Source organism: Pseudomonas sp. UBA7500, assembly GCF_002478435.1.
Classification (GTDB): Bacteria; Pseudomonadota; Gammaproteobacteria; order Pseudomonadales; family Pseudomonadaceae; genus Aquipseudomonas; species Aquipseudomonas palmensis.
The window spans coordinates 66,280-82,963 of record NZ_DLNW01000006.1; the positions used below are offsets into that span (position 1 = coordinate 66,280).

Below are 16,684 nucleotides of genomic sequence, written 5' to 3' on the forward strand. Positions count from 1 at the left end.
TGTCGATGTCTTTGCATGAGCAGAACTTGATTTGATGTGAAATTAAATGAGTTTGTCTCATTCTGCGGCCCTGACGACAATGGCTGCCATCACCCCCTAAGGAGAGCATTGTCATGGCATTGGCCCACTCACTCGGATTCCCCCGTATCGGTCGCGACCGCGAACTGAAAAAGGCGCAGGAAGCGTTCTGGAAAGGCGAGCTGGACGAGGCGGGCCTGCGTGCTGTGGGCAGCGAACTGCGCAAGGCCCACTGGGCCCTGCAGCGCCAGGCCGGCATCCAGTTGCTGCCGGTGGGCGATTTTGCCTGGTACGACCAGGTACTGACCCATTCGCTGATGTTCGGCGTGGTGCCCGAGCGCTTTCGCCCGCAGCACGGCAAGGCCACCCTGCAGACCCTGTTCGGCATGGCGCGTGGCGTCAGCGACAGCTGTTGTGGCGGTGCGCATGCCCAGGAGATGACCAAGTGGTTCGACACCAACTACCACTACCTGGTGCCTGAATTCAGCGCCGACCAGCAGTTCAGCCTGGGCTGGGAACAATTGTTCGAGGAAGTGGCCGAGGCCAGGGCCCTGGGCCACGACGTCAAGCCGGTGGTGATCGGCCCGCTGACCTACCTGTGGCTGGGCAAGACCAAGGGCGGCGACTTCGACAAGCTCGAGCTGCTCGAGCGCCTGTTGCCGCTGTACGGCGAGATTTTCCAGCGCCTGGCTGCACAGGGTGTGGAGTGGGTGCAGATCGACGAGCCGATCCTGGCGCTGGACCTGCCGCAGGCGTGGAAGAACGCCTTCGAGCGTGCCTACAACCTGATCCAGCGCGACCCGCTGAAAAAGCTGGTTGCCACCTACTTCGGTGGCCTGGAGGAGAACCTGGGGCTGGCGGCCAACCTGCCGGTCGACGGATTGCACATCGACCTGGTGCGCGCCCCCGAGCAGTACCCGACCATTCTCGACCGCCTGCCGGCCTACAAGGTGCTGTCGCTGGGTGTGGTCAACGGCCGCAACGTGTGGCGCTGCGACCTGGACAAGGCCCTGGCCGTGCTGCGGCACGCCCATGAACGCCTGGGCGAGCGCCTGTGGGTGGCGCCGTCGTGCTCGCTGCTGCACAGCCCGGTAGACCTGGGCCGTGAAGACGCCCTCGATGCCGAGCTCAAGAGCTGGCTGGCCTTTGCCGTGCAGAAGTGCGAGGAAGTCGCGATCCTGGCCCATGCCCTCGACCAGCCCGAGGCGGCCCCGGTGGTGCAGGCCCTGGCCCGCAGCCGTGCAGTGCAGGCCAGCCGCGCTGCCTCCACGCGCATCCACAAGCCGGCGGTGCAGGCCCGTGTGGCCGCCATCAGCGAGAAGGACAGCCAGCGCCACTCGCCCTTTGCCACGCGAATCGCCCGCCAGCGTGCCCGCCTGAACCTGCCGCTGTTGCCGACCACCACTATCGGTTCGTTCCCGCAGACCGGTTCGATTCGCCTGGCACGCCAGTCGTTCAGGCAGGGCAAGCTGAGCGAGGGCCAATACGTGGAGGCGATGCACAGCGAGATTCGCCACGCCGTGCAGGTGCAGGAGCGCCTGGGCCTGGACGTGCTGGTGCACGGTGAAGCCGAGCGCAACGACATGGTCGAGTACTTTGCCGAGCAGCTCGATGGGTACGGGTTCACCCGCTTCGGCTGGGTGCAGAGCTACGGTTCGCGCTGTGTGAAACCGGCGGTGATCTTCGGCGACCTGAGTCGACCGCATGCCATGACGGTGGAGTGGATCCGCTACGCACAGGGCCTGACCGACAAGGTGATGAAGGGCATGCTGACAGGGCCGGTGACCCTGCTGATGTGGTCGTTCCCGCGTGAAGATGTGTCGCGCGAGGTGCAGGCGCGGCAACTGGCGCTGGCCATCCGCGATGAAGTGGTGGACCTGGAGGCGGCCGGCATCAAGATCGTGCAGATCGACGAGGCGGCGTTTCGCGAGGGCCTGCCGCTGCGCCGGGCGCAGTGGCAGCAGTACCTGGACTGGGCTACCGAAGTGTTTCGCCTGTGCGCCTCTGGCGTGCGCGACGAAACCCAGATCCACACCCACATGTGCTACAGCGAGTTCAACGATGTGATCGAATCGATTGCCGCCATGGATGCCGACGTGATCACCCTTGAAACCTCGCGTTCGGACATGGAACTGCTGGAGGCATTCGAAGCCTTCCACTACCCGAACGAGATCGGCCCGGGGGTTTACGACATCCACTCGCCCCGGGTGCCGGAGGCTTCGGAAATGGCCGAGCTGGTGCGCAAGGCTGCCCGGCGCATTCCGGTCGAGCGCCTGTGGGTCAACCCGGACTGCGGCCTGAAGACCCGCGGCTGGCCGGAAACCGAGGCGGCGCTGGCGAACATGGTGAGTGCTGCCCGCTTGTTGCGCAGCGAGCTGGGGTGATCGCTTGAGGCTTGTTGGCCGCCACCGCGACCTGTTGGCGAACGAACAAGCCTGGCAACGCCGATCCTGCAGGCCATGGCCTGCAGGATCGGCGTTGTATCAGCGTGTGCCCGCTACCGCACGGGCACGTGCCGCGTGCAGCTTCTTGTAGCTGTCGATCAGGCGCAGGTGACGGTCCAGACCTTCGAGCTTCATGCTGGTGGGGGTCAGGCCGTAGAAACGCACGCTGCCATCCACCGAGCCCAGTACGGCATCCATGCGCTCGTCCCCGAACATGCGCCGGAAGTTGACGGCGTAGTCTTCAAGCGCCATCTCGTCGTCCAGCACCACTTCCAGCACCACGTTCAACGCCTGGTAGAACAACCCGCGCTCGACGGTGTTGTCGTTGTACTGCAGGAAGGTCTCCACCAGCTCCTTGGCCTCCTCGAAACGCTCCAGCGCCAGGTGAATCAGTAGCTTGAGCTCCAGGATGGTCAACTGACCCCACACCGTGTTGTCGTCGAACTCGATGCCGATCAGCGTGGTGATGTCGGTGTAGTCGTCCAGTTCGCTGTCTTCTAGGCGCTCGACCAGCGCTTGCAGGGCGTCATCGTCCAGGCGGTGCAGGTTGAGGATGTCGGCACGGAACAGCAGCGCCTTGTTGGTGTTGTCCCACACCAGGTCGTCGACCGGGTAGATCTCCGAGTAGCCCGGTACCAGGATGCGGCAGGCGGTGGCACCCAGGTGCTCGTACACCGCCATGTACACTTCCTTGCCCATGCCTTCGAGGATGCCGAACAGGGTGGCAGCTTCTTCGGCGTTGGAGTTTTCACCCTGGCCGGAGAAGTCCCACTCGACGAACTCGAAGTCGGCCCTGGCACTGAAGAAGCGCCACGACACCACGCCGCTGGAGTCGATGAAGTGCTCGACGAAGTTGTTCGGCTCGGTCACCGCCTGGCTTTCGAAGGTCGGCTGCGGCAGGTCATTCAGACCCTCGAAGCTGCGCCCTTGCAGCAGCTCGGTGAGGCTGCGTTCCAGCGCCACTTCAAGGCTTGGGTGCGCGCCGAACGAGGCGAACACGCCGCCGGTGCGCGGGTTCATCAGGGTCACGCACATCACCGGGAATTCACCGCCCAGCGACGCATCCTTGACCAGCACCGGGAAGCCCTGGGCCTCCAGGCCCTGGATGCCGGCGAGGATGCCGGGGTACTTGGCGATGACGTCCTGCGGCACGTCGGGCAGGGCCAGCTCGCCTTCGAGGATCTCGCGCTTGACCGCGCGCTCGAAGATCTCCGACAGGCACTGCACCTGCGCCTCGGCCAGCGTGTTGCCGGCGCTCATGCCGTTGCTCAGGTACAGGTTTTCGATCAGGTTGGACGGGAAGTACACCACCTCGCCATCGGACTGGCGCACGAAGGGCAGGGCGCAGATGCCACGCTCGGTGTTGCCCGAGTTGGTGTCGTACAGGTGCGAGCCACGCAGTTCGCCGTCGGGGTTGTAGATGTCGCGGCAGTGGGCGTCGAGGATCTCGGCCGGCAGCGCGTCCTTGCGGCCCGGCTTGAACCAGCGCTCGTCGGGGTAGTGCACGAAGTCGGCGTTGGCGATGTCCTCGCCCCAGAACTGGTCGTTGTAGAAGAAGTTGCAGTTCAGGCGTTCGATGAACTCGCCCAGCGCCGAGGCCAGTGCGCCTTCCTTGGTTGCGCCCTTGCCGTTGGTGAAGCACATGGGCGAATGCGCATCGCGGATGTGCAGCGACCAGACGTTGGGCACGATGTTGCGCCACGAGGCGATCTCGATCTTCATCCCCAGCCTGGCGAGGATGCCCGACATGTTGGCGATGGTCTGTTCCAGCGGCAGGTCCTTGCCGGCGATCACGGTACGCGTCTGCGCCTGGGCGTCCAGCATCAGCAGGGCCTGGGCGTCGGCATCGAGGTTGTCGACTTCCTCGATCACGAACTCGGGACCGGTCTGCACCACCTTCTTCACGGTGCAGCGGTCGATGGAACGCAGGATGCCCTGGCGGTCCTTGGCCGAGATGTCGGCCGGCAGCTCGACCTGGATCTTGAAGATCTGGTTGTAGCGGTTTTCCGGGTCGACGATGTTGTTCTGCGACAGGCGAATGTTGTCGGTGGGGATGTTGCGCGTTTCGCAGTACAGCTTGACGAAGTAGGCCGCGCACAGGGCCGAGGAGGCCAGGAAATAGTCGAACGGGCCGGGTGCCGAACCATCGCCCTTGTAGCGGATGGGTTGGTCGGCCACCACCGTGAAGTCATCGAACTTGGCTTCAAGTCGAAGGTTGTCGAGAAAATTGACCTTGATTTCCATGCGGGAATACCGTGCTGAAAGTGCGAAACGAATTGGCCGCCATTATCCGGCTTTTTGCCCGGAAGTCTTGGCATGTCACCCGAAGGCGTGACCGACACCGGTAAAAACAAAACCCCCTGAGGCGTAAACGCTCAAGGGGTTTGGTGTGCGTCGGGCGTCGTGGCGACCCGGCTCGGGGCTTAGACGTTGAAGCGGAAGTGCATCACGTCGCCATCCTTGACGATGTAGTCCTTGCCTTCCAGACGCCATTTGCCGGCTTCCTTCGCGCCGCTTTCACCGTTGTACTGGATGAAGTCGTCGTAGGCGACCACTTCGGCACGGATGAAGCCCTTTTCGAAGTCGGTGTGGATCACGCCGGCCGCCTGAGGCGCGGTGGCGCCCACGCGAACGGTCCAGGCCCGCACTTCCTGCACGCCGGCCGTGAAGTAGGTCTGCAGGTTGAGCAGCGAGTAACCGGCACGGATCACGCGGTTCAGGCCTGGCTCTTCGAGGCCCAGGGCTTCGAGGAACATGTCCTTCTCTTCACCGTCTTCCAGCTCGGCGATCTCGGCTTCGATCTTGTTGCAGACCGGTACCACGATCGCGCCCTCTTCCTCGGCAATGGCCTTGACCACGTCCAGGTGCGGGTTGTCTTCGAAGCCGTCTTCGGCAACGTTGGCGATGTACATCACCGGCTTGCTGGTCAGCAGGTGGAAACCGCGTACCAGCGCCTTCTCGTCGTCGGCCATGGTCTTCATCAGGCTGCGCGCCGGCTTGCCTTCGGTGAAGTGCGCAATCAACTTCTCGAGGATGGCCTTTTGTGCCAGGGCATCCTTGTCGCCGCCCTTGGCGTTGCGCGCGACCTTCTGCAGTTGCTTCTCGCAGCTGTCCAGGTCGGCGAAGATCAGTTCCAGGTCGATGATCTCGATGTCGCGCTTGGGGTCGACGCTGTTGGAGACGTGAATCACGTTCTCGTCTTCGAAGCAGCGGACCACGTGGGCGATGGCATCGGTTTCACGGATGTTGGCCAGGAACTTGTTGCCCAGGCCTTCACCCTTGGACGCACCTGCCACCAGGCCGGCGATGTCGACGAACTCCATGGTGGTCGGCAGCACGCGGTTGGGCTTGACGATCGCAGCCAGGGCATCCAGACGTGGGTCGGGCATCGGCACGATGCCGCTGTTCGGCTCGATGGTGCAGAAGGGGAAGTTTTCTGCCGCGATGCCGGATTTGGTCAAGGCGTTGAACAGGGTGGACTTGCCGACGTTGGGCAGGCCGACGATGCCGCAATTGAAACCCATGGTGAATCCCTCTTCGTGGAGTCAGGCCTTTTGGCTGTGCAGCTCTCTCATCGCACGCGTCCAATCGCCGGCGAGGATGTCCGGCAGCACGCCGAGGGCAAAATCGATACTGGCATCGAGTTTTTCCTGCTCGGCGCGGGGCGCCTTGCCAAGGACAAAACCGGACACCTTGGTGCTGTCACCCGGGTGGCCGATGCCAAGCCGCAGACGGTGAAAGTCTTTGTTGTTGCCCAGCTGCGCGATGATGTCGCGCAGGCCGTTGTGCCCGCCATGGCCGCCGCCTTTCTTGAGCTTGGCGACGCCGGGGGGCAGGTCGAGTTCGTCGTGGGCCACCAGGATGGCATCTGGCGGGATGCGGAAGAAGTTCGCCAGTGCAGCAACGGCCTGGCCGCTGCGGTTCATGTAGGTGGTGGGGATCAGCAGACGAACGTCCTGGCCCTGATGGCTGAATTTAGCCGTCAGGCCGAAATACTTGCGGTCAGCGGTCAGGTTGACGCGCTGGGCGCTGGCAATGCGTTCCACGAAAAGAGCCCCTGCGTTATGCCGGGTCTGTTCGTATTCGGGGCCGGGGTTTCCCAGGCCGACGATCAGTTGGATGGCGGTCACGTCAGGGGCTCTTCCTTGGAGTTGTGGGTTGCAGCGCGGGGCTGCAACCCGGTCAACGCCGGCGTGTCGAGTGGATTACTCGGCAGCGCCTTCTGCTTCAGGCGCAACACGCGGAGCGTGAACGTTTGCAACAGCCTTGTCATCACCGTGGGCCAGAGCGACGAACTCTACGCCTTTCGGAGCTTTGAGGTCCGACAGGTGGATGATGGTGCCGATTTCGGCCTTGGCCAGGTCGACTTCGATGAACTCAGGCAGGTCTTTGGCTTCGCAGGAAACTTCGATCTCCGACACTACGTGGGAGATTTCGCCGCCTTTCTTGACCGGTGCTTCTTCGTTGACGAAGTGCACAGGAACGATAGCGGTCAGTTTCTGGCCAGCAACAACGCGCACGAAGTCGGCGTGCATGATGAACTGCTTGGCTGGGTGACGCTGCAGGGCCTTGACGATGACGTTCTGCTTGGTGCCGTCAACGTTCAGTTCGATCACGTGGCTGAAGGCAGCTTCGTTTTCGAACAGCTTGGCGATTTCCTTGGCCACGATGGTCAGGGATTGCGCTTCTTTGTCACCACCGTAGACAACGGCAGGGATTTGGGCGGCGAGACGACGCAGGCGGCGGCTCGCACCTTTCCCCAGGTCGGTACGCGCTTGGGCGTTCAGAGTGAAATCAGTCATGTTGTTTCTCCAAAATAGCCAGACCCCGGCGGCGTTTGCGACCAGCGCCAAACCGGGGAGGGCAAAAAAGCCCCGCCCCAACAACCAGTGCTGGGGCGGGGCGCTTTACGTCAACGTGATCTCGCGAGGGCCAGGCCCTCAGCGGAACATCGCGCTGATCGATTCTTCGTTGCTGATGCGGCGAACCGCTTCGGCCACGACCGGTGCGATATCCAGTTGACGGATACGGTCACAGGCTTGTGCTGCAGCGGACAGCGGGATGGTGTTGGTCACCACCAGTGCGTCCAGCACGGAGTTTTCGATATTCTCGATCGCGCGACCCGACAGGACAGGGTGCGTGCAGTAGGCGTAAACCTTTGCCGCGCCGTGTTCTTTCAGGGCCTTGGCCGCGTGGCACAGGGTGCCGGCGGTGTCGACCATGTCGTCGACGAGAATACACGTACGTCCTTCGACGTCGCCGATGATGTGCATCACTTCGGAGTGATTGGCCTTCTCGCGGCGTTTGTCGATGATACCCAGATCGACGCCCAGGGACTTGGCAACAGCACGTGCACGCACGACGCCGCCGATGTCCGGGGACACGATCATGAGGTTCTCGAAACGCTGGTCTTCGATGTCATCCACCAGAACGGGGGAGCCGTAGATGTTATCTACCGGAATATCGAAGAAACCCTGGATCTGGTCAGCGTGCAGGTCGACGGTGAGAACACGGTCGATCCCGACGACGGTGAGCATGTCGGCAACCACTTTGGCGCTGATAGCTACACGCGCCGAACGCGGACGGCGATCCTGGCGGGCATATCCGAAGTAAGGAATCACGGCAGTGATTCGAGACGCTGAGGAGCGGCGGAAGGCATCGGCCATCACTACCAGTTCCATCAGGTTATCGTTGGTTGGCGCGCAAGTCGGCTGAATAATGAAAACGTCTTTACCACGAACATTTTCATTGATCTCAGTGCTGATTTCGCCGTCGGAGAACTTACCGACAGAGACGTCACCGAGAGGGATATGCAGCTGACGTACGACACGCCGAGCCAGATCGGGGTTAGCGTTCCCCGTAAAGACCATCATCTTGGACACGCGCAGTACCTGAAGGCTGAGGGTATACCTGGATGAGTATAGGAAAATGGCAGGGGCGGCTGGATTCGAACCAACGCATGGCAGGATCAAAACCTGCTGCCTTACCGCTTGGCGACGCCCCTGTATCTGTTGCTGCGAGTACCTGATACTCGATTCCTAGAGCAGACCTTGCAGCGTGCGATGCAACATCGAGATGTTGCTTCCTTTAGCCACAAACCCTGTTTGGGTCTCTGTAAGAAGGGCCAAAACTTTATCAGCTTCAGCTTTGCTTGGGAAGGCCCCAAACACACAACTTCCAGTTCCGGTTAGCCTAGCATCCGTGAATTTACCTAGTAAATTCAGTGAGTTACGTACTTCCGGGTAACTCTGCTCTACTACCGGTTGGCAGTCATTACGACTGTTTCCCTTGGGAACGGGGCGCATCTTAATGGGCGGTGAATTACGTGTCAACAACGGATGCGAAAAAATTTCTGCTGTACTTACAAATACTTGCGGTACCAGCACGACGTACCAGGGTTCCTCGGGGTCGACGGGGGTGAGCTTCTCGCCCACGCCTTCGGCAAACGCCGCGTGCCCGCGCACGAAAACCGGCACGTCGGCGCCCAGTGTCAGGCCCAGCTCGGCCAGCTGGTCTTCGCTGCAGCCAAGCTGCCAGAGGTGGTTGAGACCGAGCAGGGTGGTGGCGGCATCCGAACTGCCACCGCCGATGCCGCCGCCCATGGGCAGTACCTTCTTCAGGTAGATGTCCACGCCCAGGGGGCAGCCGGTCAGTTGCTGCAGCTTGCGCGCCGCGCGCACGATCAGGTTGCTCTCGTGGGGCACATCCTTGAGGTCGCTGTGCAGGATCACCTGGCCGTCGTCGCGCAGGTCGAAACTCAGTTCGTCGGCATGGTCCAGAAACTGGAACAGCGTCTGCAGCTCGTGGTAGCCGTCGTCGCGGCGGCCGAGAATGTGCAGCATCAGGTTGAGCTTGGCCGGGGCCGGCAGGGTCAATCGGCTCATCATCAATGCCCCAGCTGGCGCGGTTGCCATTCCTTGACCACCACGGTCACGTCGAGGTCCTGGCCGTGCAGCTTGAGGCGCTCGGGCAGCCAGTAGCCGTTCTGTTCGGTGTAGCTCAGGTACTCGACGCTCCAGCCGTCCTGCTTGAGGCTGGCCAGGCGGCTGTCGCCGTCCAGGGTCAGCTGGCTCTTGCTGTCGGGGGCGGGCAGGCCGCGTACCCACCACACCAGGTGCGATACCGGCAGTTCCCAGCCCAGTTGCTCGGCCAGCAGGCTTTCCGGGCTTTGTGCCTCGAAACGGCCCTGGTTGGCCACTTCCAGCACCACCTGGCCCGGACGGCCGGTGAGCCGTGCGGCGCCGCGACCCAGCGGGCCGGACAGGCGAATGTCGTAGTAGTCCTGGCGTTGCAGCCAGAAGAGGGTGCCACTGCCGGAGTCTTTTGGTGCGCGGATGCCCACCTTGCCGTTGATCTGCCAGCCGTCGAGGGTACTCAACTGCTGTTTGTGTTCACGCCACAGTTGCGCGTTGCCCTGGCCCTGCACGGCCTCGCGGGAGCCGAAGCTGGAACAGCCGGCAAGCACGGCGATCAGGCTGAAGGTGATGAAATGGCGCAGTAACATAAGCTTATAGAGTCTCGGATCCGGTCAGGCGCAAGACGGTCTTGCGCAGAATAGGGCTGTCGGGCTGGCCTTCGAAGGCCTTGGCCCAAACCTGGCGGGCTTCACGACGCTTGCCGTTGGCCCACAGCACTTCGCCCAGGTGCGCCGCGACCTCGTGGTCGGGGAAGCGCTCCAGGGCCTGGCGCAGCAGGCGCTCGGCCTCGTCCAGGTTGCCCATGCGGTAGTTGACCCAGCCCAGGCTGTCGAGCACGGCCGGGTCTTCGGGGTTGATCTGCAGGGCTTTCTCGATCAGGCCCTTGGCTTCGGCATAGCGGGTGGTACGGTCGGCCAGGGTGTAGCCCAGCGCATTGAGCGCCATGGCGTTTTCCGGTTCGCGTTGCAGGATGCTGCGCAGGTCCCTTTCCATCTGGGCCAGGTCGTCGCGCTTCTCGGCGAGCATGGCACGGCTGTACAGCAGGCTCAGGTCGTCCGGGTACTGCCGGATCGCTGCCTGCAGCACCTGCATGGCCTGGGCGTCCTTGCCATTGTTGCCAAGGGTTTCGGCCTCGATCAGGTACAGCTGGATCGCGTAGTCCGGCTGCGCCTCGCGGGCTTCGGCAAGGCGCCGGCTGGCCTCGTCGGTGCGCCCGTTGGCAATCAGGATGTCGGCCTGGCGCAGTTGCGCGGGCAGGTAGTCGTTGCCAGGGCCGACCAGGGCGTACTCGGTCAGGGCCGCTTCGGAATCGTTGCGCTCTTCGAAGATGCGCCCCAGGTTCAGGTGCGCCGCATCCACGTGGCTGTCGCGCTCGATCAGTTCCTGCAGGTAGCTGGTGGCTTCGTCGAGCGCCTTGGCCTCGATGCTCACCAGCGCCAGCGAATAGCGCAGTTCGTCGTCTTCGGGGTATTGCTGCAGCAGGTTGGCGAACTCGACCTTGGCGTCGTCGATGCGGTCCTGCTCCACCAGGGTGCGCGCGTAGGTCAGGCGCAGGCGCTTGTCGTCGGGGTTGCGGGCGATGGCCTTGCGCAGCAGCGGCAGGGCTTCGGGGCCGCGGTCGAGCGATTGCAGCAGGCGCGCACGCAACAGGATCGGGGCAATTTCACCGTCCGCCGGCGGGTGGGCTTCGAGCAGCGCCAGGGCGGCCTCGGACTTGCCGTCCTGCTGCAGCAGCAGGGCCTTGCCGAACACCAGCTGGCTGTTGTCGGGGTACTTGACCAGCAGGCGGTCGAAACTTTTCTGCAGGCCGTCGCGGGTGTCCTGGTCGGTTTCGGCCGCCGACAGCGCGAGAAAGTCGAAATGCGTGTCGCCCTGACCCTGCAGCACCTTCTCCATGAACACCATCGAATCGTCATAGCGTCCACTGCGCGCCAGCTGGATGGCGGCGGCGCGTTGTGCGTCGAGGTTCTCGGGGTCGTTCCTGGCCCATATCAGTGCGGTATCGAGGGCGGCCTGATCGGCGCCCAGGTACTCGGCAATGCGAAATGCCCGCTCGGAAATGCCCGCGTCCTGGGTCTTGATCGCCTGGGTGACGTAGTTGTCCAGGGCGATATCGAAGCGGTTGCGCTGCCCGGCGAGCTCGGCGGTCAACAGGCTGTACACCGTGTCCTGGGTGAACGAGCCGTACACCGTGGGCTTCTTGGCCTCGGCGACCGTGGCCGCATCGTCGGCAGGCGCCGTGGCGTCCCGGGCGCCCGGGGTCAGCGTCTGGCAACCCTGGAGCAAGGCAAAGGCGAGGAATAACGCGGAAGATCTATTCATAGGGAGGATTTGGGCGGCTTACCTGCGGTCGGATCATCATGACACAAGGATCATGGCAAACCCATCGTCGATGGGGCTTTTGGATACAGACTATAAGAGACAATAACGAGCGGTGGTTGTTCTCTATCCGGCGAAGTAGGACAATTATCGGCTTCTCGTCACAATCAGCGACCTTGAATGGCCTTTCTTGCCCTCGGTATCAACCATAAGACTGCCTCGGTAGACGTACGCGAGCGCGTGGCGTTTACGCCCGAGCAGCTGGTCGAAGCCTTGCAGCAGCTGTGTCGACTGACCGCCAGCCGCGAAGCTGCGATCCTTTCGACCTGCAATCGCAGCGAACTGTACATCGAACAGGATCACCTGGCGGCGGACAGCGTACTGCGCTGGCTGGCCGATTATCACAAGCTGAGCCTGGATGAACTGCGCGCCTGCGCCTATATCCATGAAGATGATGGCGCCGTGCGGCACATGATGCGGGTGGCCTCCGGGCTCGACTCGCTGGTGCTGGGCGAGCCGCAGATCCTCGGCCAGATGAAATCGGCCTATGCCGTGGCGCGCGAGGCCGGCACCATCGGCCCGCTGCTGGGGCGCCTGTTCCAGGCGACCTTCAGCGCCGCCAAGCAGGTGCGTACCGATACCGCCATCGGTGAAAACCCGGTGTCGGTGGCATTTGCCGCCGTGAGCCTGGCCAAGCAGATCTTCAGCGACCTGGGCCGCAGCCAGGCCCTGCTGATCGGTGCCGGCGAAACCATCACGCTGGTGGCGCGACACCTGCACGAGCAGGGCGTGCGCCGCATCGTGGTGGCCAACCGCACGCTGGAGCGCGCCAGCACCCTGGCCGAGCAGTTCGGTGCCCATGCGGTGCTGCTGTCGGACATCCCGCAGGAGCTGGTCAACAGCGATATCGTGATCAGTTCCACTGCCAGCCAGTTGCCGATCCTGGGCAAGGGCGCGGTCGAGAGTGCGCTCAAGCAGCGCCGTCACAAGCCGATCTTCATGGTCGACATCGCCGTGCCCCGCGACATCGAGGCGCAGGTGGGCGATCTGGACGACGTGTACCTGTACACCGTCGACGACCTGCATGATGTGGTGGCCGAAAACCTCAAGAGCCGCCAGGGCGCCGCCCAGGCCGCCGAAGAGCTGGTCACCGTGGGCGCCGAGGACTTCATGCTGCGCCTGCGCGAGCTGGCTGCGGTGGATGTGCTCAAGGCCTACCGCCAGCAGAGCGAGCGCCTGCGCGACGAAGAGCTGCAAAAGGCCCAGCGCCTGCTGGCCAACGGCAGCAACGCCGAAGAGGTGCTGGCGCAGTTGGCCCGCGGCCTGACCAACAAATTGCTGCACGCGCCGAGCGTGCAACTGAAAAAGCTGTCTGCCGAAGGCCGCCTCGATGCGCTGGCCATGGCCCAGGAACTCTTTGCCCTCAACGAGGGCTCCACGGATAAAACCCCGCAATGAAAGCGTCGCTGCTGAATAAACTGGACACGCTCCAGGACCGTTTCGAGGAATTGACCGCCCTGCTGGGTGACGCCGAAGTGATTTCGGACCAGACGCGCTTCCGTGCCTACTCGCGCGAATATGCCGAGGTCGAGCCCGTGGCACAGACCTACGCGCAGTGGCGCAAGGTGCAGGCTGACCTGGAGGGTGCCCAGGCCTTGCTCAAGGACAGCGACCCGGACCTGCGCGAAATGGCGGTCGAAGAAGTACGCGAGGCCAAGGAGCAACTGGCCGCTATCGAAGGGCAACTGCAACGCATGCTGCTGCCCAAGGACCCCAACGACGGGCGCAACGTGTTCCTCGAGATCCGTGCCGGCACAGGTGGCGACGAGGCGGCGATCTTCTCCGGCGATCTGTTTCGCATGTACTCGCGTTATGCCGAGCGTCGCGGCTGGCGCCTGGAAATCCTCTCCGAGAACGAGGGCGAGCACGGCGGCTACAAGGAAATCATCGCCCGCGTCGAGGGCGACAGCGTGTACGGCAAGCTCAAGTTCGAGTCTGGCGCACACCGCGTGCAGCGGGTGCCGGAAACCGAGTCCCAGGGCCGCATCCACACCTCCGCGTGCACCGTGGCGGTGCTGCCCGAGCCCGACGAGCAGGTGGCCATCGAGATCAACCCGGCCGACCTGCGGGTGGACACCTACCGCTCCTCCGGCGCGGGCGGCCAGCACGTGAACAAGACCGACTCGGCCATCCGCATCACCCACTTGCCCACCGGCATCGTGGTCGAATGCCAGGAAGAGCGCTCGCAGCACAAGAACCGCGCCCGTGCGATGTCCTGGCTGTCGGCCAGGCTCAACGACATGCAGACCAGTGCCGCGCAGAACGCGATCGCCAGCGAGCGCAAGCTGCTGGTGGGCTCGGGTGACCGCTCCGAGCGTATCCGTACCTACAACTATCCACAGGGCCGGGTGACCGATCACCGCATCAACCTGACCCTGTATTCGCTGGATGAAGTACTGGCGGGCGGCGTCGATGCGATCATCGAGCCGCTGCTGTCCGAATACCAGGCCGATCAACTGGCCGCACTGGGTGAGTAAATGACCATCATTGCCAGCCTGCTGCGCGGGGCGCAGCTACCCGACTCGCCCACCGCGCGCCTGGATATCGAGCTGCTGCTGGCTGCGGCCATCGGCAAATCGCGCAGCTACCTGCACACCTGGCCCGAGCGCATCGTCAGCAGCGAAGCGGCCGCAACCTTCGCCACCTACCTGCAGCGGCGCAGCGAAGGCGAGCCGGTGGCCTATATCCTCGGCCAGCAGGGCTTCTGGAAGCTTGACCTGGAAGTGGCCCCGCACACGCTGATCCCGCGGCCGGACACCGAGCTGCTGGTGGAGGTCGCCCTTGAGCTGCTGCCGGCAACGCCATTGCAGGTGCTCGACCTGGGCACCGGCAGCGGCGCCATCGCCCTGGCCCTGGCCAGCGAGCGCGGCGGCTGGCAGGTGATGGCCGTCGACCGGGTGCCCGAAGCCGTGGCCCTGGCCGAGCGCAACCGCCAGCGTTTGCAGCTGGACAACGCCAAGGTGCTTGCCAGCCACTGGTTCGACGCCCTGCAAGGGCAGCGCTTTGCGCTGATCGTCAGCAATCCGCCCTACATCGCCGAGCAGGACCCGCACCTGGCGGCTGGCGACGTGCGCTTCGAGCCCAGCAGTGCGCTGGTGGCCGGCAGCGACGGGCTCGACGACCTGCGCCAGATCATCACACAGGCCCCGCAGCACCTGCTGCCCGGCGGCTGGCTGCTGCTGGAACATGGCTATGACCAGGCTGCAGCGGTGCGCGAACTGCTGGCGCGACACGGGTTCGAGCAGATCCAGAGCCGCACCGACCTTGGCGGCCATGAGCGCATCAGCCTCGGGCGCCTGGCATGCTGAACGACGAGGAGCTGTTGCGCTACAGCCGGCAGATCCTGTTGGCCCAGGTGGATATCGACGGGCAGTTGCGCCTCAAGGGCAGCCGGGTACTGATCGTCGGCCTGGGCGGCCTGGGTTCGCCGGTGGCGCTGTACCTGGCGGCGGCCGGGGTCGGCGAGCTGCACCTGGCCGACTTCGACACGGTCGACCTGACCAACCTGCAACGCCAGGTGATGCACGACACGGCCGCCGTGGGCCTGAGCAAGGTCGATTCGGCCATGGCCCGGCTGCAGGCGATCAACCCGCAGGTCGCCCTGGTTGCCCATCGCCAGGCCCTGGATGAAGACTCCCTGGCCCAGGCGGTGGGGGCGGTCGACCTGGTACTGGACTGCTGTGACAACTTTGCCACCCGCGAGGCGGTGAACGCTGCCTGCGTCGCGGCCGGCAAGCCGCTGGTCAGCGGTGCGGCCATTCGCCTGGAAGGCCAGCTGTCGGTGTTCGATCCGCGCAACCCGCTCAGCCCCTGCTACCACTGCCTGTACGGGCATGGCAGCGAAGCCGAGCTGACCTGCAGCGAAGCCGGTGTGCTCGGCCCGCTGGTAGGCCTGGTGGGCAGCCTGCAGGCGCTGGAGGCCTTGAAGCTGCTGGCCGGGTTTGGCGAGCCGCTGGTGGGTCGCCTGCTGCTCGTCGATGCCCTGGGAACGCGGTTTCGCGAGCTGCGGGTCAAGCGCGACCCGGCCTGCAGCGTGTGTGGCGCCGGCCATGCGTGAAGCGCCGGTCGGGGTGTTCGATTCGGGCGTGGGCGGGCTGTCGGTGCTGGCGGAAATCAGCCGCCTGCTGCCCGACGAGTCGCTGCTGTATGTGGCGGACTGCGGGCATATTCCCTATGGCGAGAAGTCGCCCGAGTTCATCCGCCAGCGCTGCCGCCTGGTAGCGGAGTTCTTTCAGCAACAGGGCGCCAAGGCCATGGTGCTGGCCTGCAACACCGCCACCGTGGCGGCGGTGGCCGATCTGCGCGAGCGCTACCCGCACTGGCCGCTGGTGGGCATGGAGCCGGCGGTAAAGCCGGCGGCAGCGGCCACCCGCAGTGGCGTGGTAGGGGTGCTGGCAACCACTGGCACCCTGCAGAGCGCCAAGTTCGCCGCGTTGCTGGATCGCTTTGCCAGCGACGTTCGTGTAGTTACCCAGCCGTGTCCGGGGCTGGTGGAACTGATCGAGGCGGGCGACCTGGACAGCCCCGCACTGCGCCAGTTGTTGCAGGGCTATGTCGAGCCGCTGCTGGCCGCCGGCTGCGACACCCTGATCCTGGGCTGCACCCATTACCCCTTCCTGAAACCGCTGCTGGCGCACATGGTACCGCCGGCCGTGGCCATCATCGATACCGGCGCTGCGGTGGCCCGGCAACTCCAGCGTTTGCTGGGTGAACGGGACCTGCTGGCCCACGGCCCGGCGCAGCCTGCGCAGTTCTGGACCAGCGGCAGTCCGGCACATTTAGTAAAGATTCTGCCGATGTTGTGGAATAAATCTGACAGTGTGCGAAGCTTCGACTTGTAAAAAAACTGTGAAAAATGCATTTTTTTCCTGAACTATCGTACTACTGCCGATTTCTATTCAATCGTCTGATGAGACACAAAACCAC

General features: G+C 63.8%; 14 protein-coding genes and 1 tRNA gene. 6 read left to right on the top strand and 9 right to left on the bottom strand.

Annotation, left to right across the window (positions count from 1 at the left end):
• Positions 1 to 113 precede the first annotated feature (113 nt).
• Positions 114 to 2,402, top strand: coding sequence for a 5-methyltetrahydropteroyltriglutamate--homocysteine S-methyltransferase (gene metE / locus B4I46_RS05295; protein ID WP_286898914.1), 2,289 nt, complete (start codon positions 114 to 116; stop codon positions 2,400 to 2,402).
• 99 nt (positions 2,403 to 2,501) lie between these two features.
• Here metE and B4I46_RS05300 read toward each other — a convergent pair whose 3' ends face one another.
• The 9 genes from B4I46_RS05300 to B4I46_RS05340 all read right to left on the bottom strand — a co-directional run bounded on the left by B4I46_RS05300 (position 2,502) and on the right by B4I46_RS05340 (position 11,701).
• Positions 2,502 to 4,706 carry an OsmC domain/YcaO domain-containing protein gene (locus B4I46_RS05300; protein ID WP_116052796.1) on the bottom strand — a complete coding sequence of 735 codons (2,205 nt, stop codon included), beginning with the start codon at positions 4,704 to 4,706 and terminating at the stop codon, positions 2,502 to 2,504.
• Positions 4,707 to 4,885: 179 nt separating this feature from the next.
• Positions 4,886 to 5,986: a redox-regulated ATPase YchF gene (gene ychF / locus B4I46_RS05305; protein WP_054916246.1), complete on the bottom strand. Its 1,101-nt coding sequence runs from the start codon at positions 5,984 to 5,986 to the stop codon at positions 4,886 to 4,888.
• A gap of 21 nt (positions 5,987 to 6,007) precedes the next feature.
• A complete protein-coding gene (gene pth / locus B4I46_RS05310; protein WP_043864326.1) occupies positions 6,008 to 6,592 on the bottom strand; it encodes an aminoacyl-tRNA hydrolase in 585 nt (194 codons plus the stop codon).
• 75 nt (positions 6,593 to 6,667) lie between these two features.
• The gene (locus tag B4I46_RS05315; protein ID WP_043864327.1) at positions 6,668 to 7,264 is read right to left on the bottom strand and encodes a 50S ribosomal protein L25/general stress protein Ctc; all 597 of its coding nucleotides are present in this window, start codon (positions 7,262 to 7,264) and stop codon (positions 6,668 to 6,670) included.
• A 138-nt stretch (positions 7,265 to 7,402) separates the two neighbouring features.
• Positions 7,403 to 8,344: a ribose-phosphate pyrophosphokinase gene (locus B4I46_RS05320; RefSeq protein WP_010225730.1), complete on the bottom strand. Its 942-nt coding sequence runs from the start codon at positions 8,342 to 8,344 to the stop codon at positions 7,403 to 7,405.
• Between the two features lie 47 nt (positions 8,345 to 8,391).
• Positions 8,392 to 8,466: transfer RNA gene (locus B4I46_RS05325), tRNA-Gln, on the bottom strand.
• Between the two features lie 34 nt (positions 8,467 to 8,500).
• Complete coding sequence (gene ispE, locus B4I46_RS05330; protein ID WP_043864328.1) at positions 8,501 to 9,349, bottom strand: 4-(cytidine 5'-diphospho)-2-C-methyl-D-erythritol kinase; 849 nt, start codon at positions 9,347 to 9,349, stop codon at positions 8,501 to 8,503.
• Positions 9,349 to 9,966, bottom strand: a complete 618-nt coding sequence (gene lolB, locus B4I46_RS05335; protein WP_043864329.1) for a lipoprotein insertase outer membrane protein LolB — start codon at positions 9,964 to 9,966, stop codon at positions 9,349 to 9,351. The genes ispE and lolB overlap by 1 nt, the downstream gene beginning before the upstream one ends.
• A 4-nt stretch (positions 9,967 to 9,970) precedes the next feature.
• On the bottom strand, positions 9,971 to 11,701 hold the full coding sequence (locus tag B4I46_RS05340) for a tetratricopeptide repeat protein (RefSeq protein WP_286898921.1): 1,731 nt from the start codon (positions 11,699 to 11,701) through the stop codon (positions 9,971 to 9,973).
• Between the two features lie 177 nt (positions 11,702 to 11,878).
• Between B4I46_RS05340 and hemA the strand changes: the two genes are divergently transcribed.
• Genes hemA through murI form a run of 5 tightly spaced genes read left to right on the top strand, consistent with a single transcriptional unit; the run spans position 11,879 to position 16,599 of the window.
• Positions 11,879 to 13,156, top strand: coding sequence for a glutamyl-tRNA reductase (hemA, locus tag B4I46_RS05345; RefSeq protein ID WP_286898924.1), 1,278 nt, complete (start codon positions 11,879 to 11,881; stop codon positions 13,154 to 13,156).
• A complete protein-coding gene (gene prfA / locus B4I46_RS05350; RefSeq protein ID WP_054916244.1) occupies positions 13,153 to 14,235 on the top strand; it encodes a peptide chain release factor 1 in 1,083 nt (360 codons plus the stop codon). Before hemA ends, prfA begins: the two co-directional genes overlap by 4 nt.
• Positions 14,236 to 15,066 carry a peptide chain release factor N(5)-glutamine methyltransferase gene (gene prmC, locus B4I46_RS05355; RefSeq protein WP_286898928.1) on the top strand — a complete coding sequence of 277 codons (831 nt, stop codon included), beginning with the start codon at positions 14,236 to 14,238 and terminating at the stop codon, positions 15,064 to 15,066.
• The gene (locus B4I46_RS05360; RefSeq protein ID WP_043864334.1) at positions 15,060 to 15,815 is read left to right on the top strand and encodes a molybdopterin-synthase adenylyltransferase MoeB; all 756 of its coding nucleotides are present in this window, start codon (positions 15,060 to 15,062) and stop codon (positions 15,813 to 15,815) included. The genes prmC and B4I46_RS05360 overlap by 7 nt, the downstream gene beginning before the upstream one ends.
• Positions 15,808 to 16,599 (top strand): glutamate racemase, encoded by a 792-nt coding sequence (gene murI / locus B4I46_RS05365; protein ID WP_043864474.1) that lies wholly within the window; start codon positions 15,808 to 15,810, stop codon positions 16,597 to 16,599. Before B4I46_RS05360 ends, murI begins: the two co-directional genes overlap by 8 nt.
• The last annotated feature ends 85 nt before the right edge of the window (positions 16,600 to 16,684 follow it).

Bases quoted from the DNA above. Each gene is read 5' to 3' on its own strand.
- metE (WP_286898914.1), top strand. From the start codon at position 114: ATGGCATTGGCCCACTCACTCGGATTCCCCCGTATCGGTCGCGACCGC.
- B4I46_RS05300 (WP_116052796.1), bottom strand. From the start codon at position 4,706: ATGGAAATCAAGGTCAATTTTCTCGACAACCTTCGACTTGAAGCCAAG.
- lolB (WP_043864329.1), bottom strand. From the start codon at position 9,966: ATGTTACTGCGCCATTTCATCACCTTCAGCCTGATCGCCGTGCTTGCC.
- prmC (WP_286898928.1), top strand. From the start codon at position 14,236: ATGACCATCATTGCCAGCCTGCTGCGCGGGGCGCAGCTACCCGACTCG.
- B4I46_RS05340 (WP_286898921.1), bottom strand. From the start codon at position 11,701: ATGAATAGATCTTCCGCGTTATTCCTCGCCTTTGCCTTGCTCCAGGGT.
- murI (WP_043864474.1), top strand. From the start codon at position 15,808: ATGCGTGAAGCGCCGGTCGGGGTGTTCGATTCGGGCGTGGGCGGGCTG.
- ispE (WP_043864328.1), bottom strand. From the start codon at position 9,349: ATGATGAGCCGATTGACCCTGCCGGCCCCGGCCAAGCTCAACCTGATG.
- prfA (WP_054916244.1), top strand. From the start codon at position 13,153: ATGAAAGCGTCGCTGCTGAATAAACTGGACACGCTCCAGGACCGTTTC.
- B4I46_RS05315 (WP_043864327.1), bottom strand. From the start codon at position 7,264: ATGACTGATTTCACTCTGAACGCCCAAGCGCGTACCGACCTGGGGAAA.
- hemA (WP_286898924.1), top strand. From the start codon at position 11,879: ATGGCCTTTCTTGCCCTCGGTATCAACCATAAGACTGCCTCGGTAGAC.
- ychF (WP_054916246.1), bottom strand. From the start codon at position 5,986: ATGGGTTTCAATTGCGGCATCGTCGGCCTGCCCAACGTCGGCAAGTCC.
- B4I46_RS05360 (WP_043864334.1), top strand. From the start codon at position 15,060: ATGCTGAACGACGAGGAGCTGTTGCGCTACAGCCGGCAGATCCTGTTG.